Source organism: Streptomyces sp. NPDC051322, assembly GCF_040689485.1.
GTDB lineage: Bacteria > Actinomycetota > Actinomycetes > Streptomycetales > Streptomycetaceae > Streptomyces.
Genome location: NZ_JBFBAK010000003.1, coordinates 443115 through 463125, shown reverse-complemented (window position 1 = coordinate 463125; position 20011 = coordinate 443115). Strand labels below are relative to the sequence as shown.

18 protein-coding genes are annotated in these 20011 nt (G+C 70.6%); 10 read left to right on the top strand and 8 right to left on the bottom strand.

Translation table 11 applies throughout. The features are described 5' to 3' along the window. Nucleotides 1-3: 3 nt before the first annotated feature. The 7 genes from AB0436_RS10315 to AB0436_RS10285 form a co-directional block, all read right to left on the bottom strand. Complete coding sequence (locus tag AB0436_RS10315; RefSeq protein WP_366467309.1) at nt 4-1218, bottom strand: glycosyltransferase; 1215 nt, start codon at nt 1216-1218, stop codon at nt 4-6. Continuing rightward, nucleotides 1215-1988 carry a polysaccharide deacetylase family protein gene (locus AB0436_RS10310; protein WP_366467308.1) on the bottom strand — a complete coding sequence of 258 codons (774 nt, stop codon included), beginning with the start codon at nt 1986-1988 and terminating at the stop codon, nt 1215-1217. The genes AB0436_RS10315 and AB0436_RS10310 overlap by 4 nt, the downstream gene beginning before the upstream one ends. Continuing rightward, entirely contained in the window at nt 1978-3663 is a 1686-nt protein-coding gene (locus tag AB0436_RS10305; RefSeq protein ID WP_366467307.1) for a lipid II flippase MurJ, read from the bottom strand. Before AB0436_RS10305 ends, AB0436_RS10310 begins: the two co-directional genes overlap by 11 nt. Next, nucleotides 3660-4940, bottom strand: coding sequence for an O-antigen ligase family protein (locus tag AB0436_RS10300; protein ID WP_366467497.1), 1281 nt, complete (start codon nt 4938-4940; stop codon nt 3660-3662). The genes AB0436_RS10305 and AB0436_RS10300 overlap by 4 nt, the downstream gene beginning before the upstream one ends. Nucleotides 4941-5035: 95 nt before the next feature. After that, nucleotides 5036-6577 carry a sugar transferase gene (locus AB0436_RS10295; protein WP_366467306.1) on the bottom strand — a complete coding sequence of 514 codons (1542 nt, stop codon included), beginning with the start codon at nt 6575-6577 and terminating at the stop codon, nt 5036-5038. After that, nucleotides 6574-7854 (bottom strand): glycosyltransferase, encoded by a 1281-nt coding sequence (locus AB0436_RS10290; RefSeq protein ID WP_366467496.1) that lies wholly within the window; start codon nt 7852-7854, stop codon nt 6574-6576. The genes AB0436_RS10295 and AB0436_RS10290 overlap by 4 nt, the downstream gene beginning before the upstream one ends. 64 nt (nt 7855-7918) lie before the next feature. Then, on the bottom strand, nt 7919-8959 hold the full coding sequence (locus tag AB0436_RS10285; RefSeq protein ID WP_366467305.1) for a DUF3344 domain-containing protein: 1041 nt from the start codon (nt 8957-8959) through the stop codon (nt 7919-7921). A gap of 373 nt (nt 8960-9332) precedes the next feature. On the opposite strand from AB0436_RS10285, the gene AB0436_RS10280 reads away from it, so the two are divergent. From AB0436_RS10280 to AB0436_RS10255, 6 genes are all read left to right on the top strand, one after another. Then, a complete protein-coding gene (locus tag AB0436_RS10280) occupies nt 9333-9746 on the top strand; it encodes a rodlin (RefSeq protein WP_366467304.1) in 414 nt (137 codons plus the stop codon). A gap of 189 nt (nt 9747-9935) precedes the next feature. Then, nucleotides 9936-10169, top strand: a complete 234-nt coding sequence (locus tag AB0436_RS10275) for a chaplin (protein WP_366467303.1) — start codon at nt 9936-9938, stop codon at nt 10167-10169. A gap of 211 nt (nt 10170-10380) precedes the next feature. Then, nucleotides 10381-10668: a hypothetical protein gene (locus AB0436_RS10270; RefSeq protein WP_366467302.1), complete on the top strand. Its 288-nt coding sequence runs from the start codon at nt 10381-10383 to the stop codon at nt 10666-10668. Nucleotides 10669-10842: 174 nt separating this feature from the next. Beyond that, nucleotides 10843-11256: a rodlin gene (locus AB0436_RS10265; protein WP_366467301.1), complete on the top strand. Its 414-nt coding sequence runs from the start codon at nt 10843-10845 to the stop codon at nt 11254-11256. A gap of 294 nt (nt 11257-11550) precedes the next feature. After that, nucleotides 11551-13842, top strand: a complete 2292-nt coding sequence (locus AB0436_RS10260; RefSeq protein WP_366467300.1) for a (Fe-S)-binding protein — start codon at nt 11551-11553, stop codon at nt 13840-13842. A gap of 157 nt (nt 13843-13999) precedes the next feature. Next, nucleotides 14000-15445: an FG-GAP-like repeat-containing protein gene (locus AB0436_RS10255; protein WP_366467299.1), complete on the top strand. Its 1446-nt coding sequence runs from the start codon at nt 14000-14002 to the stop codon at nt 15443-15445. A 54-nt stretch (nt 15446-15499) separates the two neighbouring features. On the opposite strand, the gene AB0436_RS10250 is transcribed toward AB0436_RS10255, so the two are convergent. Further along, on the bottom strand, nt 15500-16222 hold the full coding sequence (locus tag AB0436_RS10250; RefSeq protein ID WP_366467298.1) for a helix-turn-helix domain-containing protein: 723 nt from the start codon (nt 16220-16222) through the stop codon (nt 15500-15502). 222 nt (nt 16223-16444) lie between these two features. Here AB0436_RS10250 and AB0436_RS10245 point away from each other — a divergent pair, with 222 nt between their 5' ends. From AB0436_RS10245 to AB0436_RS10230, 4 genes are all read left to right on the top strand, one after another. Beyond that, nucleotides 16445-17107, top strand: coding sequence for a DUF4097 family beta strand repeat-containing protein (locus AB0436_RS10245; RefSeq protein ID WP_366467297.1), 663 nt, complete (start codon nt 16445-16447; stop codon nt 17105-17107). A 43-nt stretch (nt 17108-17150) separates the two neighbouring features. Next, complete coding sequence (locus tag AB0436_RS10240) at nt 17151-18116, top strand: ATP-binding cassette domain-containing protein (protein ID WP_366467296.1); 966 nt, start codon at nt 17151-17153, stop codon at nt 18114-18116. Continuing rightward, nucleotides 18113-18904 carry an ABC transporter permease gene (locus AB0436_RS10235; protein WP_366467295.1) on the top strand — a complete coding sequence of 264 codons (792 nt, stop codon included), beginning with the start codon at nt 18113-18115 and terminating at the stop codon, nt 18902-18904. Before AB0436_RS10240 ends, AB0436_RS10235 begins: the two co-directional genes overlap by 4 nt. A gap of 139 nt (nt 18905-19043) precedes the next feature. Beyond that, nucleotides 19044-19964 carry a YIP1 family protein gene (locus tag AB0436_RS10230; RefSeq protein ID WP_366467294.1) on the top strand — a complete coding sequence of 307 codons (921 nt, stop codon included), beginning with the start codon at nt 19044-19046 and terminating at the stop codon, nt 19962-19964. Nucleotides 19965-20011: the final 47 nt, after the last annotated feature.

Below are 20011 nucleotides of genomic sequence, written 5' to 3'. Positions count from 1 at the left end.
CGCTCACTTCTCTTCGGTGCGGCGGGGGTTCACGGGCGGGGAAAGCACAGGGGTTGCAGGCGGTGCGGGCGCGGGCTTCGCGGGCGGCGCGGCGCCGGTCGTCCCGGCGGCCGCGCGGGTGTACACCTGGAGGAGGTCGGCGGCGCTGCGCCCGATGTCGTAGTGGCCGACGAGCGGCGGCGGCGGCAGCCGGCCGGCCCCGGCGGACCGCTGCCGCACCAGCGCCGCGTGCAGGGCGTCGGCCCGGCACTCGACGCGGACCGCGCCGGGGGCCGGCACGGCGGGCAGGTCGTCGATGGCCGGGCAGGCGACGTGCAGGACCGGCAGACCGGCGGCGAGTGCCTCCACCACGGCCAGACCGAAGGACTCCTCGGCCGACGCCGAGACGAAGACGTCCATGGCACTCAGCACGGCGGGCACACCGGGGGCGCTGCCGTGCGGCCCGTCGGCCAACGCGTCGCACTCACCGAGCAGGTGGATACGGTCCTCGGCCCCCAGCCGTCCCGCCAGCCGGCGCAGCGCCTCCCGCTGCGGCCCGTCCCCCGCCAGCAGCAGCCGGGCGCCGGGCAGTTCGGCCACCGCCCGGACCAGCAGATCGAACCGTTTGCCCGGCACCAGCCTGCCCACGCCGCCCACCACGAAGGCGTCGCCGGGTAGGCCGAGCCGCGCACGGGTGGCGCTGCGGACCGCCGGGTCGTAGCGGAAACTGCCGGCGTCGATGCCGTTCGGCACGACATGGATGCGCTGCGTCGGCACGCCCCAGGCACGCAGCCGGTCGGCGACGGTGGCCGACACGGCCACCGTCGCGGTGCCGAGCCGCTCGGTCCGCAGATACAGCGCGCGGGTGCCCCGGGTGAGCGGGCGGCCCTCGATCTGCCGGTCGCCGAGGGAGTGCTCAGTGGCGATCATGGTGCGGACACCGGCCATCCTGGCCGCGATCCGCCCATAGACACAGGCCCGGTACAGATGGGTGTGGACCAGGTCGTACCGGCCGCGGCGGATCAGCGACGCCAGCCGGGGCAGCGCGGTGAGGTCGCGGTTGCCCTTCATCGCCAGATGGGTGACGGACACCCCGTCGGCCCGTAGCCCGGCGGCGACCGGGCCGGGGTCGGTGAGGGTGACCACATCGCAGTCCACGGGCATCCGGCGCAGCAGCAGGCGCAGTTGCTGCTCCGCGCCACCGACGCCGAGGCCGGTGATGATCTGCAGGACCTTCATCGGTGCTCACCCCGGGTCAGCTGCCGGAAGTCGTGCAGCAACCGTTTGGTGTGCAGGCGCAGCCCCCGGTCGGCGTGGCTGATGTGGGCGCGGGGCAGCGCGAGGACGCTGTCGAGCGGCCCGGGTTCGATGGCGCAGCCGTAGGCGTAACCGGCGTCGCGCACCGCGCCGATCGTCCGCCGGTCGAGCGTGCCGTACGGGTAGCAGAAGCCCTGCGGTGCGGTTCCGGTGATCTCGCGGAGCAGCATCCGGCTTCCGCTGGTCTCCTCGTGCAGTACGTCGTCGGTCGTCACGGTGAGGTCCTGGTGGTACTTGCCGTGCGAGCCGACCTCCACCCCGGTGGCGGCCGCGGCCCTGATGCCCGCCTCGGCCAGCAGGGGTTTACGCGGACCGAGCGGGTCCCAGGCGTTGTCGCCGCCGAGCCGGCCGGGCAGCACGAACAGCGTCGCCGTGCACCCGTGGCGCTTCAGCAACGGGAGTGCGTGCTCGGTGAAATCGGCGTAACCGTCGTCGAAGGTGAGCCCGACCAGGCCCCGAGCGCGTCCGGCGGCGCGGGCCCGCAGCAGCGCGCCGACGCCGACACCGGTCAGCCCCCGGCGGGTCAGCCAGCGGAGCTGGTGGTCCAGTCGCTGCGGGGCGACGGTGATGCCGTACGGGTCGTCGGAGGCGTCACCCACCGAGTGGTACATCAGGATCCAGGGGCGGGTGCGCGGGCCCCTGGGGCCCGGCGCCGGTACGGAGGCGTGGCGCGACGCCGTGTCAGTCGACATGACGGAACCTTTGTTTGATGAGGCCGAGCAGACCGGCGACTTCGGGGGCTCGCAGGGCCAGCGCGGTGACGGCGAAGACCCCCGGCACGAGCAGGCAGCCGAGCAGCAGGCTCGGCAGGGCTGCCGGGACCAGCGGGGTGAGCAGCAGGCCCGCGGCGCAGGCCACCACGGCGGCGATGACCAGCCTCGCCAGCGTGGTGGCGACGCCGCGGACGTGGATGGACACCACCCGGGTGCCGAGGCCGCAGAGCAGCAGCGCCGCGGTGACGGTGATGCCCGCCGCGTTGGCCGCGGCGATGCCGTACACCCCCCAGGGGCCGACGGCGAGCGCGCCGGCCACCGTGGTGACCAGCAATCCGGCGGCCATCGATGTGGCCGGGTACCAGGTGGGCCGGGACGCCGAGAAGAACGGCCGGCCGAGTGCGCCGACCAGGCAGTGTCCCAGCAGCCCCAGCGCATAGACCCGCATCACGGCCGCGGTGGTCGCGGTGTCCCGCGCACTGAACGCGCCGCGCTGGAAGAGGACTTCGATGATCTGCGGCGCACAGGCGACGACCAGGGCGGAGCCCAGCAGCACCACGACCCCGGCCAGCGCCAGATCCCGCTCGACCCGGCGGCGGGCCTGCCCCTCGTCCCCGTCGGCCACCGCCTGGGCGACCACCGGGAAGGTCACCGTGCAGATCATCAGGGACAGCACCATCGGCATCTGGGCGACCTTCTGCGCGTAGTTCAGGTGCGAGATGGCCCCGGCCGGCAGCGAAGCGGCGAGGAACCGCTCGATCAGCACCTGGGACTGGCGGCAGACGGTGAAGAGCACGACGGGCGCGAGCACCCCGAAGCCCAGCAGGGCCGGGCGGGCAGCGGAGAGCGGCGAGGACCCGGCGGGCTCGATCCGCGGCGAACGTCCGGCAGCCGGACCACCGGCCCTCATGTGCTTGCAGAAGGTGGGGAGTTGTGCCAGCACCATCAGCACGCTGCCCGCCGCCACGCCGACCGCCGCGGCGCGCACCCCCCAGAGGGCGTGCAGCACCAGCATGGTCACGATGATGCCCAGGTTGTACGCGAGGTAGATGGTGGCCGGCGGCAGATAGCTGCGGTGGGCCCGCAACGCGGCACTGAGGTAGCCGGTGAGCCCGAAGGACAGCACCGTGACGGCCGTCAGCCGGGTGCAGTCGACGGCCAGTTGGGGGTTCGCGAGCCCCGGCGCCAGCAGCTCCACGACCACCGGGGCGCCCAGGATCAGAGCCCCGGTCGTGCAGGTGAGCAGCACGAACAGCCGGGGCAGCGTGGCGGAGACCAGGCTGCGGACCGGGTCCGGGGAGTCGCCCGCCGCACGTCGGGCGAGGGCGTGGCTGAAGGCCGGGACCAGCACCAGCGCCATCGCGTCCTCGATGAGCAGGGTGGCCGCCATCTCCGGCACGGTCCAGGCGATCAGGAACGCGTCGCTGTCGGCGCCCGCGCCGAAGAGGTGCGCGATGGTCTGGTCCCGGACCAGGCCGAGTGCCGACCCCGCCACCGTCAGCGCTGCGGTGACGGCGGCCGCCCTGGCCAGTACCTTCCCCAGCCGCGGCGGCCCCTGCGACGGCTCCGGCAGTTTGCTCAGCGGTACGACGGGGAGCCCGGCTGCCGTGGCGGCTCCGGCGGACGGTTCGATGTCCGTGGTCGTCTCGTTCATACGCCGCTCGACGTCTTCGGCCCGGCCAGCGCCCACCAGGCGACCAGGCCGAACACGATGCCGCTGAGCGCGGTCGAGGGGCCGCCGATGTCCCCGTACAGGAAGTCGACGGCCTGCCAGATCATCAGCCCGGCCGCCACCGGGCCGCAGTCCTCCGCAGCGTCCCGGGACCGGCGCGCGGCGACGAGCCGGCGCACCGTGCCCACCAGGAGCGCCGCCCAGCTGCCGATCAGCGCCGTGGCACCGATCAGGCCCTGCTCACTGAGCACCAGCAGGTACATGTTGTGCGGCGAGAGCAGCGGCTGCCGCCGATAGCCCTGCCCGGCGCCCTCGGTGTCGCTGCCCGAGGAGAGGCCCAGCGAGGAGTCGCCGTCACGGTGCGCGGGGAAGCCCTTGAGGCCCACCCCGGTGACCGGCTCGGCACGCCACATGCGCACCGCCGCCGCCCACATCGTGTACCGGTCGGTGACCGACTGGTCGGGGGCGTCGGTGACCTGCGTGATGCTGCTGACCCGCTGCTGGATGAGCTGCGTTCCGACGCCGAATCCGCCGACCAGGACGACCCCCAGGGCGACTGCCGCCGGCAGCACCCGGAATGCCTGGCGGAAACCGGCGCACAGCACGACCGCCAGGCAGGCGAGCAGGGTGGCGATCCACGAGCCCCGGCTGAAGGACAGCGCCAGCGGGACGATCAGCGCCACCGCGAAGCCGATCGCGACCGGCCGCAGCCGGCGCGGGGCGCCGCGGGCGGGACGCAGGGCGATCGCGGTCGCGATCACCAGACCGTAGGCGACCACCGTGGCCATGCCCATGACGTCGGTGGGGCCGAAGGTGCCCACCGCCCGGATGTCGGAGCCCCGGTAGGAGGCGCCGGTACGGGTGGCGTACTGGTAGACGCCGAAGCCACCCTGGATCACGGCGAGCACCACGAACGAGCCGGCCACCACCCGGAAGTCCCGGGCGTCCCTGAGCAGCAGGACGACGGCGGCGGGGACCAGCACGAAGATCTGCAGGTAGCGGACGAAGCCGGGCAGCGCGGCGAACGGGTCCCCCGCGGTCACGGTGGCGACCGCGATCCCCACCGCCGGGGCGCCCAGCACCACGGCGGCTGCCGGGGTCAGCGGCCTGGCCCGGCGGCGCAACAGGCGCACCGCGCAGAACAACACCAGGAACGCCGACGCGGCGTCGGCCGCCGACACATTGGTCGAGGTGCTCGACCCGTTGCCGTACGACACCGGGACGGCCAGCAGCAGTACGGGCGCGACGGCCGGAGCCAGCGGCCACCAGTACGCGAGGGGTCGGCGCGCCCGGCTCGGTGGCGGCGCGGTGGTGGTGGTGAGGGGCCGTGCGGTGCCGGTCAGGACGGTCACGGTCAGCTTCCTCCCAGGCGGAAGAGAGAGGTTGCGGTGCGGGCCAGGATGCAGATGTCCTGCCAGAACGACCAGGTGTCGATGTAGTGGTTGTCGAAGCGCGCGCGGTCCTCGATGGAGGTGTCCCCACGCAGGCCGTTGACCTGGGCGAGCCCGGTGATACCGACCGGCATGCGGTGTCTCGCCGGGTAGCCGGGGTGCGCGCCGGAGAACTTCGCCACGAAGTAGGGGCGTTCGGGCCGGGGGCCGACCAGGCTCATGTCGCCGCGCAGTACGTTCCACAGCTGCGGCAGTTCGTCCAGCGAGGTCCGGCGCAGCAGGCCGCCGACGCGGCTCATCCGGTGGTCCCGGGCGACGCTCCAGCGGGTCGCCGACTCGTGCTCGTCCGCCGGGCGCAGCGTGCGGAACTTCAGCAGGGTGAAGGCGCGGCCGTCCTGACCGACGCGTTCCTGCCGGAAGATGACGCCCGGCCCGTCGCAGACCCGTACGGCCAGCACGCACAGCGCCATCACCGGCGCCGCCACCGCCAGCACCGGCAGGGCGAGACAGATGTCGAGTCCGCGCTTGCCCCAGTGCTGTGGCCGGTGCGCGGGGGCGGAGCGCAACGGCCGGACGGTGAAACCCCAGAGGTGATCGGGCGGCATGCCGGTGGGGGCGGACTCCGCCGCCCGGCCGACGAGCCACATCCGGACACCGTGTTCGGCGAGCAGCCGGACCAGCGCTCCGTCATCCGGCCCGGGCCCGCCGTGTCCCCCGTGCGCGACGAAGAGCGCGTGGCGGACGGTGTTCTGGATGACGGCCCGGCCGATGTCCTCATGGGTCGACAGCACGGGAAGCTGGGTGGGCGGCACCGGCAGCTGGGCGGGCAGCACCTGCGGCGCCGGAGTCTCGGCGTCGCTCACCGCGGCCGGTCCGGTCTCGACGACGCCCACCGGGCGCATCCCGTAGTCGGGGTGCGCGTACAGCGCGGCGCCGATCTGCTGGGCGGTGGCGCCTCCGCCGACGATCAGCGTGGAACGGGGATGGCGCGCCGCCCGGTAGCGCGCCACCCGGTGGGCGACGCCCCGGCCGGCGCAACCGATGGCGGTCTGTGCGGCGACCGCGGTGAGCAGCGCCTGCCAGGCCGGCACCCGGACCGGCCCGACGGACGCCAGGCCGGCCGCCGCGGCACACCAGACGATCAGGGCGTGGCCGAGCAGCGTCGGCAGTTCGGGCAGTGCAGACGGTGAGAGCCTGCGCCGGTAGAGCCCCCGACGGGTGTGCAGCACCAACTGCAGGAGCAGCAGGGGCAGCAGCAGCGGCAGCACTCGCGTCGGAAGGTGCAGTCCCGGCACCGCGGCGACGGTGAGGACGGGTGCGAGTACATCGGCGAGGACCAGCGGTGCCCCGCCGGTGCTGTCGCGCAGCCGCAGAGCTCCGGCGCGTTCGGCATGCCGGGCGTCCGGCCGCCGTGGTGGGTGGATGGCGGGCGCCAGCCGCTGCACGGTCGTCGCCGGGCCGCCGTCCTGGCCGGTGTGGGGAGCGCGTGTGCTGTCCATCGTCATCGGCTGATGCGCTCCCTCGTGGTGGATCGGGTCCGGCCCGGCAGTCGGTCCGGCGGTCGGTTCACCGGGCCGTTCGCCGGCCCGTCCAGCGTTCGGCCGAGCAGCTGCCCGTACAGCTCCGAGACCGCGGCGGCCGTGTGCCGCACATCGAAGCGGGCCCGGACGTGCGCTTCGGCCTGCCGGCCCAGTGACTCCCGCAGCGCGGGGTCCGTCAGCAGCCGGATGACGGCGCCGGCCAGCGCCCCGGGGTCGTCCGGCGGTACGAGTCCGTGGTGCTGCCGACCGGGCGGCAGGCTCTCCCGGGCGCCACCGACATCGGAGAGGACCACCGGCCGGCCGCAGGCCATGGCCTCCAGCGGCACGAGTGCCATGCCCTCCCAGCGGGACGGCAGCACCACCACGTCGGCGGCCCGCAGCCAGCCGCGGGCGCTGTCCACCGCACCGGTGAACAGCACTCCGGGCGGGGCCGTCCGGGTCAGCCGTTCCCGATCGGGGCCGTCGCCCACCAGCGCCAGACGGGCGCCGGGCACTCTCCCGGCGATCTCGGGCCAGGCCCGCAGCAGTACGTCCTGCCCCTTCTGCGGGCAGAGCCGGCCGACGCAGACCACCAGCGGGCCTCCCGTAGCCGGGATGCCCGGGGTGCCGTCGGCGTCGGCTGCCCGGTCATCGTCGGCCCGGTCATCGTCGGCCCGGTCATCGGCTGCCCGGTCATCGTCGGCGCGATCGGTGCGGAACTGGGTGAGGTCGACGCCGTTGCGGATCACCGTCCAGCGGGCAGCGATACCGGCGGCCTCTCCGGCGGCCCGCTCGGCTTCGCTGACACAGAGGACGCGGTCGGCCCAGCGGGCCGCGTACCGCTCCCAGGCAAGCGCGAGCCGGGAGACGACACCGTCGACCGCTTCGAAGGACCAGGCGTGCGGCTGGAAGACCGTCGGGACGCGCCCGCGTACCGCCAGCCGTCCGGCAAGACCGGCCTTGGCGCTGTGCGCGTGCACCACGTCGGGACGGATCGCGCTGATCAACCGGGCCGCGGACACGGTCTCGGCCGGCAGCGCGGGACCGGGCGCCCGACCGGCATGCCAGCCGAGCACCTCGGCGCCGACGGCGGCAAGGTCGCAGGACAGCCGGGTACCCGGCGGGCAACCGACAACGGCCCTGATTCCGTGACCGACCTGGGCGCGTACCAGGTCGGTGACCACCTGGGGCACCCCGCCGGTCACCGGCTGGACCAGGTGGAACACCGTCAGCCGGTGGCTCGCGGTGGTGATTTTTGGCAGCACGTGCGGCTCTCTTCGATACCTGGCCCGGCAAGCGGGCTCACGGAACGCGGAAAGGTGAAGCTCAGCGCCGCGAATCCGCCTGCACGAAGAGCGCACCGAGAAAGTACCCCTGCTTTTCGGCGGAGAAATGGAAGCGCAAGCTGTCCCCGCCGTGGGAGAGAGCGGGCTTCAGGTCGAATACGTCCGAGTCGTAGCCGAGCGTATTCACGTACGCGGGTTCCCGTTTTTCCGCTGAGCGGCCGAAATCCGTGATCGTCGAATTCATCACATTATTGGCCGGATTGGCGGAATTGCTCAGGGTGAACGCCTTACGGCTGCCCGCCGTGACGCTCACCGCATCGCCCTCGACGCTGCGGTCCCCGTCGTAGGCGACCACTCCCACCCGACCGGCGGCACCGGGCGGGATGGCCAGGCCCGGCATGGTCACCGACAGCGCCTGCCGGTCCGTGCCGAGCGGCTCGAAACCGTCCCAGAGGGTGAGCCGGCGTTTCGGCTCCTGGTCGTCCCGGTAGGCGACGACCAGGGTCCAGCCGCCCCAGGCGCCGACCGCCGACCGCCCCCTGGCGACATTGACCTGCGCCACCGTGTAGAGGCCGGACCCGCTGCTGCGGATCAGCGGTGTGACGTCGGCCGATGCCTGGAAGGCGTCGCTGCCGTCGGCGGTGCGGTGCGCGACGCGGGTGTCGGCCAGCACTTCCTTGTACTCGCCGCCCTGCTCGGCGATGAGCACCCGGCCGTTGTCCTTCGGCGGCTTCTGCTCGCCGACCCGCAGATTGGCACCCCAGTAGAGCCGGGCGTAGCTGACCTGCGAGTCCTCAGGGAGGGTCAGCTCGGCGCGGGTGGAGTTGTAGGTGTTGGGGTCCTTGTCGACATCGCTGTAGAACATGTCGAAATCGCTGTTGGCCCCCTGCCCGCCGTGCCGCACCCGCCGGCAGGCGGCCACCGCCGGGTCATCGGCGGTCCGACAGCTGATCGCGGAGTTGGCCGCCGTGGCGATGCCGCCGTGCTGCACCGCGTGATAGCGCTGGGCGAAAGGAATCCTGGCCGCTTCCCGCGGAGCGGAGGTGGCCGGCGTCGCAAGAAGTGCGGCCGAAAGCGCCACACACGACAGTACGCCCAGAACATACCGCGCAGCTGGACCCGTCGTTCTTCTCATTGACTGGCTCTCCCGTTTCCGTCAAAACGACTTCCATCAAAGCGACCAAGCAGGAGTGCACTTTGTCAGAAAGCCAGTTGGAAATCACGCAGGACTCGCACGAATTCGACCATCATGCGATCATCCCCGGACGTTCGACGCCCATCCAGTGACCGTTTCAGCGCATCCGCAGGCGCGCACAGGGCGCACGGCAAAAGCGCACTCCCCACCCGCACTCCGAGCACGCTGAGGCAATCGAGTGACGGGCCGGAACCAAACACGGTGAGGGGAGTTGATCAGCTTGCTCCGCTTCCGGGCGCCATGCAGAAAAGGAACCACAGTGATCAAGAAGATTCTGGCCACCGCAGCCGTCACCGCCTCGATCGTGGGCGCCGGCGCGACGCTGGCTCCGCAGGCCATGGCCATCGGCAACCAGGGCGGCACCACCACAGCCGCCGATAACGGTTCGGTGCAGGCCTTCGGCAATGAGGTCACCCACGGCGACATGAGCCCGCAGCTCAGCCTGGTCCAGGGCTCGCTCAACAAGCCCTGCATCGGCCTGCCCGCCAAGGGCAACGTCGGCTCGCTGGTCGGCTTCGTCCCGGTCACCGTCCAGGACATCCCGGTCCTCTCGTCGCCGCAGAACCAGCAGTGCACCGAGAACTCCACCCAGGCCAAGGGCGACGACGCGCTGTCGCACGTCCTCTCCAACATCCCGGTCCTCTCGGGCAACGGATCCGTCGACGGCAGCTGACCGATTCGAATTGCTCCATTGAACTGAAACCCACTCAAGCATTGGAGTGACTTCCGGACAGGAAGGAACTCCGAGGTTTCCAAAAGCGGTGCCGCTCGTTACCAGTCCTGCAGTGGTGTTCAGAATCAGGAAACTGAGAACGCGTCGCGATGGTCGTGCTGCGGAGGCACCGCTACAGGAAGGATCGACATGAAGTTCACGAAGGCTGCTGTTGTCGTGTCCGGTCTCATGCTGGCTGTGGGCGCCGCGGCGCCCGCCATGGCCGACGCGGGTGCGGCGGGTAGCGCCAAGAATTCCCCCGGCGTGATCTCCGGCAACGTCGTTCAGGTGCCCGTGCACGTTCCGGTGAACGCGTGCGGCAACACCGTCAACGTCATCGCGCTGCTGAACCCGGCGTTCGGCAACGAGTGCGCCAACGTCTGAGCCTGAGGGCCGCCCGTAAGGGCTGTCCTTGACGTGGCCGTCGGGAACACCACCGTGTTCCCGACGGCCACGATGCGTTTCCGTGCGGCGTTTCCCTTACCGGTACGCGTCGTTAGGCAGCGCGGCGGTGGCGCATCAGCATCCTCAGGATGGTGTCGGGGCGCGAGAGTCGTGGCCGCGAACAGCGCCGCCGGAGGAAGGTATACGAAACATGAAGTACTCGAAGGTCGCTGTGGTCGTCGCCGGTTCCGTGATGGCGATGGGCGCCGGAGCAGCCGCCCCCGCGTTCGCCGCAGCGGGCGCCGTCCCGTCCACGACGCTCACCGACGGCCTGGCCGGTGCCGCGCAGACGCTGCAGGACCCGCACTCCCCGGTGGCCCCGGTCACCGGCGCCGCGGGCAATGTGGTCAAGGCCAAGAACGAAGCCCCGCAGAAGGTCCTTTCGTCCGTTTCGCATGTCCCGCCGATGCTGGGCGGCGTGCAGCTCGGCGGGAACTGAAGCCTCTCCCGTCCACTCGCTCTCCCGTCCCCTCCCCTCCTCGTCAACTCACCCGGCAGATCCGGGTGATCACAAAGCCATATGAGTGAAGCGGCGCAACCATTGCCCCGGCCGGGAGTTGATCAGGTCGCTCGGAAGCGGGCATTCCATGCACCAGAAACAGAAGGACGCGACATGATCAAGAAGGCTATGGCCACTGCGGCAGTCACCCTTACCGTGGCGGGCGCCGGTGCGATGATGGCCCCGCAGGCCATGGCCGTCGGGAACGGCGGCGGCACCACCGCGCGGAGCACCAACGACTCCGCGCAGGTGTACGGCAACGCCGAGACGCACGGCGACATGAGCCCGCAGATGAGCCTGGTCCAGGGCTCGCTCAACAAGCCCTGCATCGGCCTGCCCGCCAAGGCCAACGTCGGCTCACTGGTCGGTGTCGTCCCGGTCAGCGTCCAGGACATCCCGGTCCTCTCGTCGCCGCAGAACCAGCAGTGCACCGAGAACTCCACCCAGGCCAAGGGCGACGACGCGCTCTCGCACATCCTCTCCAACATCCCGGTCCTCTCGGGCAACGGATCCGTCGACGGCAGCTGACCGCGTCCGAACCGCCCGGGCCTTCACCGTCCGGTGGAGCGATGCGCCGAAGGGCCCGGCCGCAGCACAAGCTGCGGCCGGGCCCTTCGGCGTACCCCGACCTCCTGAGCGTTATGTGTGGTATATGCGGTATATGCGGCATCGGACTGACCCGCTGAGGCGTACCTGAGCGACGCAGATCACCGCCCGCCCCGTAACATCGCGGCCGGATATCTGGGTACGCTCAGCACGGACCAAATTAAGTTACTGCTTAGTATTCGCTGAAATCCCACCTCGCAGGCCCGAGGAGCCCCCATGCAACTCGCCGCGATCATTGTGTCGCTGGTACTCGCCGTGGTCGGTATCGCGCTGTTCGCCCGAGCCATCGCGCAGATCTACCGCTATGTGCGGCTCGGTCAGAACGTCCCGGCGGGTACCCGCACGGACGAACCGGGCCGGCGCACCGTCACGGTGGTGAAGGAGTTTCTCGGCCACACCCGGATGAGTAAGTGGGGCATTGTCGGCTTCGCGCACTGGTTCGTGGCGGTCGGCTTCTTCTCGCTCGTGCTGACTCTGGTGAACGCTCTCGGCCAGCTGTTCAAGGCCGACTGGCTGCTGCCGGTCATCGGTGACTGGCTGCCGTACGAGATGTTCGTGGAGTTCATCGGCGTGATGACCACGCTCGGCATCCTCACGCTGATCGTGATCCGTCAGCTCTCGCTGCCGAACCGGGCCGGCCGCAAGTCCCGGTTCGCGGGCTCGAACTTCGGTCAGGCGTACTTCGTCGAGGCCGTCATCCTGATCATCGGCCTGGCGATCTACACGCTGCGCGGCCTGGAGGGCGCGCTGGCGGGCGTGCACGGCTACCAGGCGGCCTACTTCGCCTCGTATCCGCTGGTCGCGGCCTTCAAGGGGATCAGCGTCGGCACGCTGCAGAACCTGATCTACCTCACCGCGATGATCAAGATCGGGACGTCGTTCGTCTGGATGATCGTGGTCGGGCTCAAGACCGACATGGGGGTGGCCTGGCACCGTTTCCTGGCCTTCCCGAACATCTGGTTCAAGCGCGAATCGGACGGCGGCACGGCGCTCGGCGCGCTGCAGCCGATGACGTCGGGCGGCAAGGAGATCGACTTCGAGGACCCGGGCGAGGACGACGTCTTCGGGGTCTCGCAGGTCGAGCACTTCTCCTGGAAGGGCCTGCTGGACTTCTCCACCTGTACGGAGTGCGGCCGCTGCCAGTCGCAGTGCCCCGCCTGGAACACCGGCAAGCCGCTCTCCCCGAAGCTGCTGATCATGAGCTTGCGGGACCACGCGCACGCCAAGGCCCCGTACCTGCTCGCTGGTGGCGGCAAATCGATGGAGGGCGAGGAGCAGGCCACCGCCGAGCAGTTGGCGGACGTGCCCGCCGCGGCTCTCGCCGAGGCCGAGCGCCCCCTGATCGGCACCCTCGAAGAGGGCGGTGTCATCGACCCGGACGTGCTGTGGTCGTGCACCACCTGCGGTGCCTGCGTGGAGCAGTGCCCGGTCGACATCGAGCACGTCGACCACATCGTCGACATGCGCCGCTACCAGGTGATGATCGAGTCCAGCTTCCCCAGCGAGGCGGGCACGATGCTCAAGAACCTGGAGAAGAAGGGCAACCCCTGGGGCCTGGCCAAGAAGCAGCGCGTCGAGTGGACCAAGGAGGTCGACTTCGAGGTCCCGATCGTCGGCAAGGACATCGAGGACCTCACCGAGGTCGACTACCTGTACTGGGTGGGCTGCGCGGGCGCCCTGGAGGACCGGGCGAAGAAGACCACCAAGGCCTTCGCCGAGTTGCTGCACATCGCGGGCGTCAAGTTCGCGATCATGGGCGGCGACGAGAAGTGCACCGGTGACTCCGCCCGCCGCCTGGGCAACGAGCCGCTCTTCCAGCAGCTCGGCCAGGAGAACGTGGCCATGCTCAACATGGCCTACGGCGAGGACGATGAAGACGCCGCCACGAAGAAGCCCAAGACGGCCAAGAAGATCGTCGCGACCTGCCCGCACTGCTTCAACACCATCGCCAACGAGTACCCCCAGCTCGGCGGCGAGTACGAGGTCATCCACCACACCCAGCTGCTCCAGCACCTCATCGACGAGGGCAAGCTGATCCCCGTCACCCCGGTCGAGGGTCTGATCACCTACCACGACCCCTGCTACCTGGGCCGGCACAACAAGATCTACACACCGCCGCGCGAGATCATCGCCAAGGTGCCCGGCGTGCGCAGCGAGGAGATGCACCGGCACAAGGAACGCGGCTTCTGCTGCGGTGCCGGTGGCGCCCGGATGTGGATGGAGGAACGGATCGGCAAGCGCATCAACAACGAGCGCGTCGACGAGGCCCTCTCCCTCAACCCGGACATCGTCTCCACCGCCTGCCCCTTCTGCCTCGTCATGCTCACCGACTCCGTCAACGGCAAGAAGGCATCCGACAGCGGCTCCACCGCGGGCTCCGGCCAGGCGAAGGAATCGCTCCAGGTCGTCGACGTCGCGCAGCTGCTGCTCGACTCCGTGAAGGTCCCGGTGGACCCGGCCGGCGAGCCGACGGCCGAGGACGCGCCGGAGACCGAACCGGCGCAGTAACCGCCTGGTCGTCATCCGCACGGGCACGTGACGGGGCCGAACCCATCCGAGGGTGGATCCGGCCCCGTCACGTTTCCGTCCTGCCCGGTACAACCATCCGACCTCGCCGAAGGTCTCTCCTCTGCCCCGGCCAGCGCCGATCAGAGGAGAAACCTCCGTGCACAGACAGCTCCGTACCGCTCTCGCCACCTCAGCAGCCGCCGCTCTCACCGGCGGACTGCTGATCGTCACGGCGAGCAGCGCCGCCGCCGCGCCCTCCGGCACGCAGGGCGACTTCAACGGCGACGGGTACCGCGATGTCGCGGTCACCGAACCTCTCGCCGCGGTGAACGGCAGGACTGGTGCGGGATCGGTCTCGATCCTCTACGGATCGGCCGCCGGCGCGGGCAAGTCCAAGATCCAGACGGTCAGCCAGAACAGCGCAGGCGTGCCCGGCGGCGCCGAGAAGGACGACCGCTTCGGCGGAATGATCAGCGCCGGCGACTTCAACGGTGACGGCTATGCCGACCTCGCGGTGGGCGCCGACGGCGAGGATATCGGTTCGGACGTCGACGGCGGTTCGGTCACCATCCTCTGGGGCTCGAGCGGCGGCCTGTCCGGCGGCAGGACCGTCGCGGATCCGGCGGCCGGCAGTCACGACCACTTCGGTGACCTGGTGGCCGCCGGCGACTACAACGGCGACGGGAAGGCCGACCTCGCCATCGCCAACGACCAGAACATCGTCGACGTCTACCGCGGCGGCTTCACGAAGACCGGCTCCACGGGCGGCCATTATTCGGTCGCCGCCCCGGTCCAGAAGGTCCCGGGCATGGACTTCTTCAACCTCACCCCGGGCGACGTCAACCACGACGGCCGGACCGACCTCCTGGTGGACGGTTACGAAACGGGCACCACCGACGGGTGGAACTCCAACTACTACCTTCCGGGCAGCGCATCCGGCGTGACGAGGACCGGCGTCCAGAAGCTCCCCGCCGGCATCATCTCCGACATCGGCGACGTCAACGGCGACGGCTATGGAGACATCGTCATCGGCGCCCAGTGGGATGCCGAAATCCCCGGCTCGCACAAGGGCGGCGTCGTCAAGGTCGTCTACGGCACGGCGAACGGCCCCGACGGCGGCCAGGACTCCATCAACCAGGACACCCCGGGCGTCCCCGGAGCCGGCGAGAGCAACGACGTCTTCGGTTACGAGCTCACCCTCGGCGACATCAACGGCGACGGCATGGACGACATCGCGGTCGGCGCCCCCGGTGAGGACCTGAGCGGTGTCCCCGACGCCGGCATGGTCACCGTCCTCTACGGCTCCACCAGCGGCTTCACCAGCACCGGCGCCCAGGTGCTCGCCCAGGACACCCCCGGTGTCCCCGGCAGCAACGAGAAGGGCGACGGCTTCGGGGCCGAGGTGTACCTCACCGACACCGACAACGACGGCAAGGCCGATCTGACGGTCGGCTCGCCGCACGAGAACAACTCCGACGGCTTCGTCGTCACCTTCAACTCGAACGGCAGCAAGCTGGTTGCGACCGGCGCGGGCTACGGCCTCACCGCCACCAAGGTCTCCGCGACCGGCACCCCGCTGCTGGGCGCCGACATGACCGGCTGACACCACCACTGGCACCGGGGCCCTGCGCACCGCAAGGGCCCCGGCTCGCCCGGCTCAAGAGGGCGTCTCGGCTTTCGTGGAGAGGATCTCGCGGGCCTGCTCAGCGGCGCGGGCGAGGCTCTCGCCGACGAAGTCGAGGAAGCGGGCGACGTTCTCCAGGCGGACGGCGGCCGGGGTGCCGGGACCGAGGACGCCGACGCCCTGCCGTGCGATCTCGACCTGCTGGGTGAGCGACCGGACGCTGGCGATCATGGACTGGTACCAGAGCTCTTCGTCGACGACGTAGCGCTCGCGGCGGCGTTCGTCGCGTTCCCTGCGCACCAGGGCCTGGCCCTCCAGGAACGTGATCGATTTGGAGATGGTCGCCGGGCTGACCTGAAGGCGCTGGGCGAGTTCGGACGCCGTCAGGCTGCCGGCATCGGTGGTGAGGAGGCAGACCATCACCCGCGCCATCATCTTGGGCAGGCCCGACTGCATCATGACAGTGGTGAACAGTTCCTCGTACTCACGGACGGCCTCGGTGTCGCGTCCGTGTGGCTGGTGAACCGGCTCCGACCCTCGGGACGAGACGGGCCTGCGCCGGTGGGCGCGCCGTTCCGTGGCGCGGTGGGCCAGGTCCGCGCGGTACCCGGTGGGGCCGCCGTTGCGCATGACCTCACGCGTGACCGTCGAGGTCGGACGCTCGAGAGCTCTGGCGATCTCCGCGTAGGCAAGACCGTCGGCCAGTCCCAGCGCGATCTGCTGCCGGTCCTGGTGGGTGAGCCTGCCTCCGGGCATTGCCATCTCCTTCGCGCTCCTCGGTGCCGTCAGTATAGCGTTCACTTTCATTCCATTGCAACGAACAAGCGGCCGACGTTGCATTAAACATCAAGACGATTGCAATGAAATACCGGGCGTGACCTGCCAGTTGGCGGTTAGACCGCAACAGACTTGTTGTCGTACCTGCGAACGCAACGTAGCGTTTCTCTCATCGGAAACAAAAAGCCGAAGGAGCGCACGATGCAGAAGTTCGACAGCCCCGCCCCGATCTCCGCCGTCCTCGACGTCCCCGCGGGGCGGGTCCAGATCATCGCCGCCGACCGGGCCGACACCGCGGTCGATGTCCGGCCCGCAAACGCCTCGAAGAGCCGCGACGCAAAGGCGGCAGAACAGACCACGGTCGACTACGCGGACGGAGTTCTGCGGATCGAGGTCCCGGCGAAGAACCAGTACCTCGGGCCCTCCGGAGCGATCGAGGTGACGGTCCAACTGCCCACCGGTTCCCGCGTCGACGCCAAGGCGTCCAGCGCCGAATTCCGGGCCGTCGGCCGCCTCGGCGACGTCGCCTTCGACGGCGCATACCAGCAGATCAAGATCGACGAGGCCGCGAGCATCCGCCTCAGGGCGATCGACGGCGATGTCGAGGTCGGCCGGCTGGGCGGCCCCGCGGAGATCAGCACCACGAGGGGGGACATCCGGATCGCCGAGGCGGTGCGCGGCAAGGTCGTGCTCCGCACCCGGGCAGGCGACGTTTCGGTCGGTGCCGCCGCCGGAGTATCGGCCTCCCTGGACGCCGGCACCTCCCACGGCCGTGTCAGCAACAACCTCAAGAACGACGGCACCGCCGAGCTCGACATCCACGCGACCACCTCCCAGGGCGACATCACCGCCCGCAGCCTCTGATCACCCGCCTCTGATCCGCAGCCTCCAGAAGGAGCACCCCTCCATGACCAGCTTGGCCATCGCGGCGAACGGGCTGCGCAAGTCCTACGGCGACAAGCTCGTGCTCGACGGTATCGACCTGGCGGTGCCGGCCGGCACGGTCTTCTCCCTGCTCGGCCCGAACGGCGCGGGCAAGACCACCGTCGTCAAGATCCTCTCCACCCTCATCACCGCCGACGCCGGCGAGCTGCACGTCGGCGGCCACGACCTGGCCGCCGACCCGCAAGCCGTGCGGGCCGCGATCGGCGTCACCGGACAGTTCTCCGCCGTCGACGGCCTGATCACCGGCGAGGAGAACATGCTCCTCATGGCGGACCTGCACCACCTGTCCAAGCGGGAGGGGCGGCAGGTCACCGCCGAACTGCTGGAGCGCTTCGACCTCACCGAGGCCGCGAAGAAGCCCGCCTCCACCTACTCCGGCGGCATGAAGCGCCGCCTCGACATCGCCATGACGCTGGTCGGCGACCCGCGGATCATCTTCCTCGACGAGCCGACCACCGGCCTCGACCCGCGCAGCCGTCACACCATGTGGGGGATCATCCGCGCGCTGGTCTCCGGCGGCGTCACCGTCTTCCTCACCACCCAGTACCTGGACGAGGCCGACGAACTCGCCGACCGCATCGCGGTCCTGAGCGACGGCAGGATCGCCGCCGAGGGGACCGCCGACGAGTTGAAGCGGCTCATCCCCGGCGGGCACGTGCGACTGCGCTTCACCGACCCGGCCGCCTACCGGTCCGCCGCCGACGCCCTGCGCGAGGTCACTACGGACGACGAGGCGCTGGCGCTGCAGATCCCCAGCGACGGCAGTCAGCGCGAGCTGCGCGCCATCCTCGACCGGCTGGACTCGGCCGGCATCGAGGCGGACGAGCTGACCGTGCACACCCCCGACCTCGACGACGTGTTCTTCGCCCTGACCGGCGGGACCAACGTGCCCAGCCAGAACAACCAGCCCACGGAGGCAGTCCGATGAGCGCCCTCTCCCTCGCCGTACGCGACTCGAACACCATGCTGCGCCGCAACCTCCTGCATGCCCGGCGCTATCCCTCGCTGACCCTGAACCTGCTGCTCACGCCGGTCATGCTGCTGCTGCTCTTCGTCTACATCTTCGGTGACGTGATGAGCGCCGGCATCGCCGGCGGCGGCGCCGGCCGCTCCGCCTACATCGCCTACGTCGTCCCCGGCGTCCTGCTGATGACTATCGGCAGCACCGTCATCGGAGCTGCGGTGTCCGTCGCCACCGACATGTCCGAGGGCATCATCGCCCGCTTCCGCACCATGGCCATCCACCGCGGCTCCGTACTCATCGGGCACGTCGTCGGCAGTGTGCTGCAGTCGGTCGCCAGCGTGGTCCTCGTCGGCATCGTCGCCGTGGCCATCGGTTTCCGCTCCACGGACGCCTCGCCCCTGGAGTGGCTGGCGGCGTTCGGGCTGCTGGTGCTCTTCGCCCTGGCGCTCACCTGGATCGCCGTCGGGATGGGTATGGCCAGCCCGAACGCCGAGGCGGCCAGCAACAGCGCGCTGCCGCTGATCCTCCTGCCGCTCATCTCCAGCGCGTTCACCCCGATCGACGCGATGCCGGGCTGGTTCCAGCCCATCGCCGAGTACCAGCCCTTCACGCCGGCCATCGAGACCCTGCGCGGTCTGCTGCTCGGCACCGACATCGGCCACAACGGGTGGCTCGCGGTCGCCTGGTGCCTGGTGCTCGCGGCGCTCGGCTACCGCTGGTCGACCGCCTCGTTCAAGCGCGACCCGACGTGATCGGCAGCAACCACTGCCGCGGATCACCTGACCGGACCCTGACGGGTCTCACCTAGGGGATGTCACAGCTCGGCAGCAAAGCCCGGCCCGTTCCCACCGGCCCGGCACCCCGCCCTGCCGGACCGGGTACGTTCGATGGGTGGCTGGATTCAGGATCGGACGCGGCCGGGACAACCGCACGTCGCAACAGCAACCGCAGCAGCAGCCGTACGGCAGGCAGGCACCGCCTCCGCCGTACGGCAGCCGACCTGCGCAACCGCAGCGTGCGCCGCAGCAGCACCAGTGGCCGCCGCAGGCCCAGCAGCCGTACGGGGAGCCGGAGTACTTCGACGAGCCGTACCAGCAGGGCCGGCCGGGCGCGCCCGGCGGTTACGGCGGCCGACCGGCCGCCGACCCGTATGCCAACAGCGCCGGCCGCGCGAACAGCCCGGGTCACACCCAGGCCTTCCGCATCGACGAGGACCCGTACGGCGCGGGCAACACCTACCGCGCGGGGCAGAACAGCGGGCCGCCGGCGGGCCCGCGGCTGCCCTGGCGGGACCTGCTGCGCGGCATGGTGATGCGGCCGGGGCCGACCTTCTGGCAGATGCGCGACCACGCCGTCTGGGGTCCGGCGCTGATCGTCACCTTCGTCTACGGCATGCTCGCCCTCTTCGGCTTCGACCAGGCCCGCGCGGACACCGTTCACGCGACGATGGCCAGCGCCATTCCTTACGTCCTGACGACCGGTGTGGCCTTCGTCATCGGCGGTCTGCTGCTGGGCGCGGTGACCCACACACTGGCCCGGCAGCTCGGCGGGGACGGCGCCTGGCAGCCGACCGTGGGCCTGTCCATGCTGATCATGTCCATCACGGATGCCCCGCGGTTGCTTTTCGCGGTCTTCCTCGGCGGGGAGAACGGCTTCGTCCAGATCCTCGGCTGGGTGACCTGGCTCGCCGCGGGCGCGCTCTTCACCTCGATGGTGAGCAAGTCGCACGACCTGGCCTGGCCCCGGGCGCTGGCGGCCTCGTCGATCCAGCTCATCGCGCTGCTCTCGCTGCTGAAGCTGGGCACGCTCTAGTACGGGACACGCGTCGTGACACAGGTCCGCCGGGCGAACCCACCCCC

Bases quoted from the DNA above. Each gene is read 5' to 3' on its own strand.
- AB0436_RS10265 (WP_366467301.1), top strand. From the start codon at position 10,843: ATGATCAAGAAGGCTATGGCCACTGCGGCAGTCACCCTTACCGTGGCG.
- AB0436_RS10260 (WP_366467300.1), top strand. From the start codon at position 11,551: ATGCAACTCGCCGCGATCATTGTGTCGCTGGTACTCGCCGTGGTCGGT.
- AB0436_RS10315 (WP_366467309.1), bottom strand. From the start codon at position 1,218: ATGAAGGTCCTGCAGATCATCACCGGCCTCGGCGTCGGTGGCGCGGAG.
- AB0436_RS10245 (WP_366467297.1), top strand. From the start codon at position 16,445: ATGCAGAAGTTCGACAGCCCCGCCCCGATCTCCGCCGTCCTCGACGTC.
- AB0436_RS10305 (WP_366467307.1), bottom strand. From the start codon at position 3,663: ATGAACGAGACGACCACGGACATCGAACCGTCCGCCGGAGCCGCCACG.
- AB0436_RS10310 (WP_366467308.1), bottom strand. From the start codon at position 1,988: ATGTCGACTGACACGGCGTCGCGCCACGCCTCCGTACCGGCGCCGGGC.
- AB0436_RS10270 (WP_366467302.1), top strand. From the start codon at position 10,381: ATGAAGTACTCGAAGGTCGCTGTGGTCGTCGCCGGTTCCGTGATGGCG.
- AB0436_RS10235 (WP_366467295.1), top strand. From the start codon at position 18,113: ATGAGCGCCCTCTCCCTCGCCGTACGCGACTCGAACACCATGCTGCGC.
- AB0436_RS10295 (WP_366467306.1), bottom strand. From the start codon at position 6,577: ATGACGATGGACAGCACACGCGCTCCCCACACCGGCCAGGACGGCGGC.
- AB0436_RS10250 (WP_366467298.1), bottom strand. From the start codon at position 16,222: ATGCCCGGAGGCAGGCTCACCCACCAGGACCGGCAGCAGATCGCGCTG.
- AB0436_RS10275 (WP_366467303.1), top strand. From the start codon at position 9,936: ATGAAGTTCACGAAGGCTGCTGTTGTCGTGTCCGGTCTCATGCTGGCT.
- AB0436_RS10240 (WP_366467296.1), top strand. From the start codon at position 17,151: ATGACCAGCTTGGCCATCGCGGCGAACGGGCTGCGCAAGTCCTACGGC.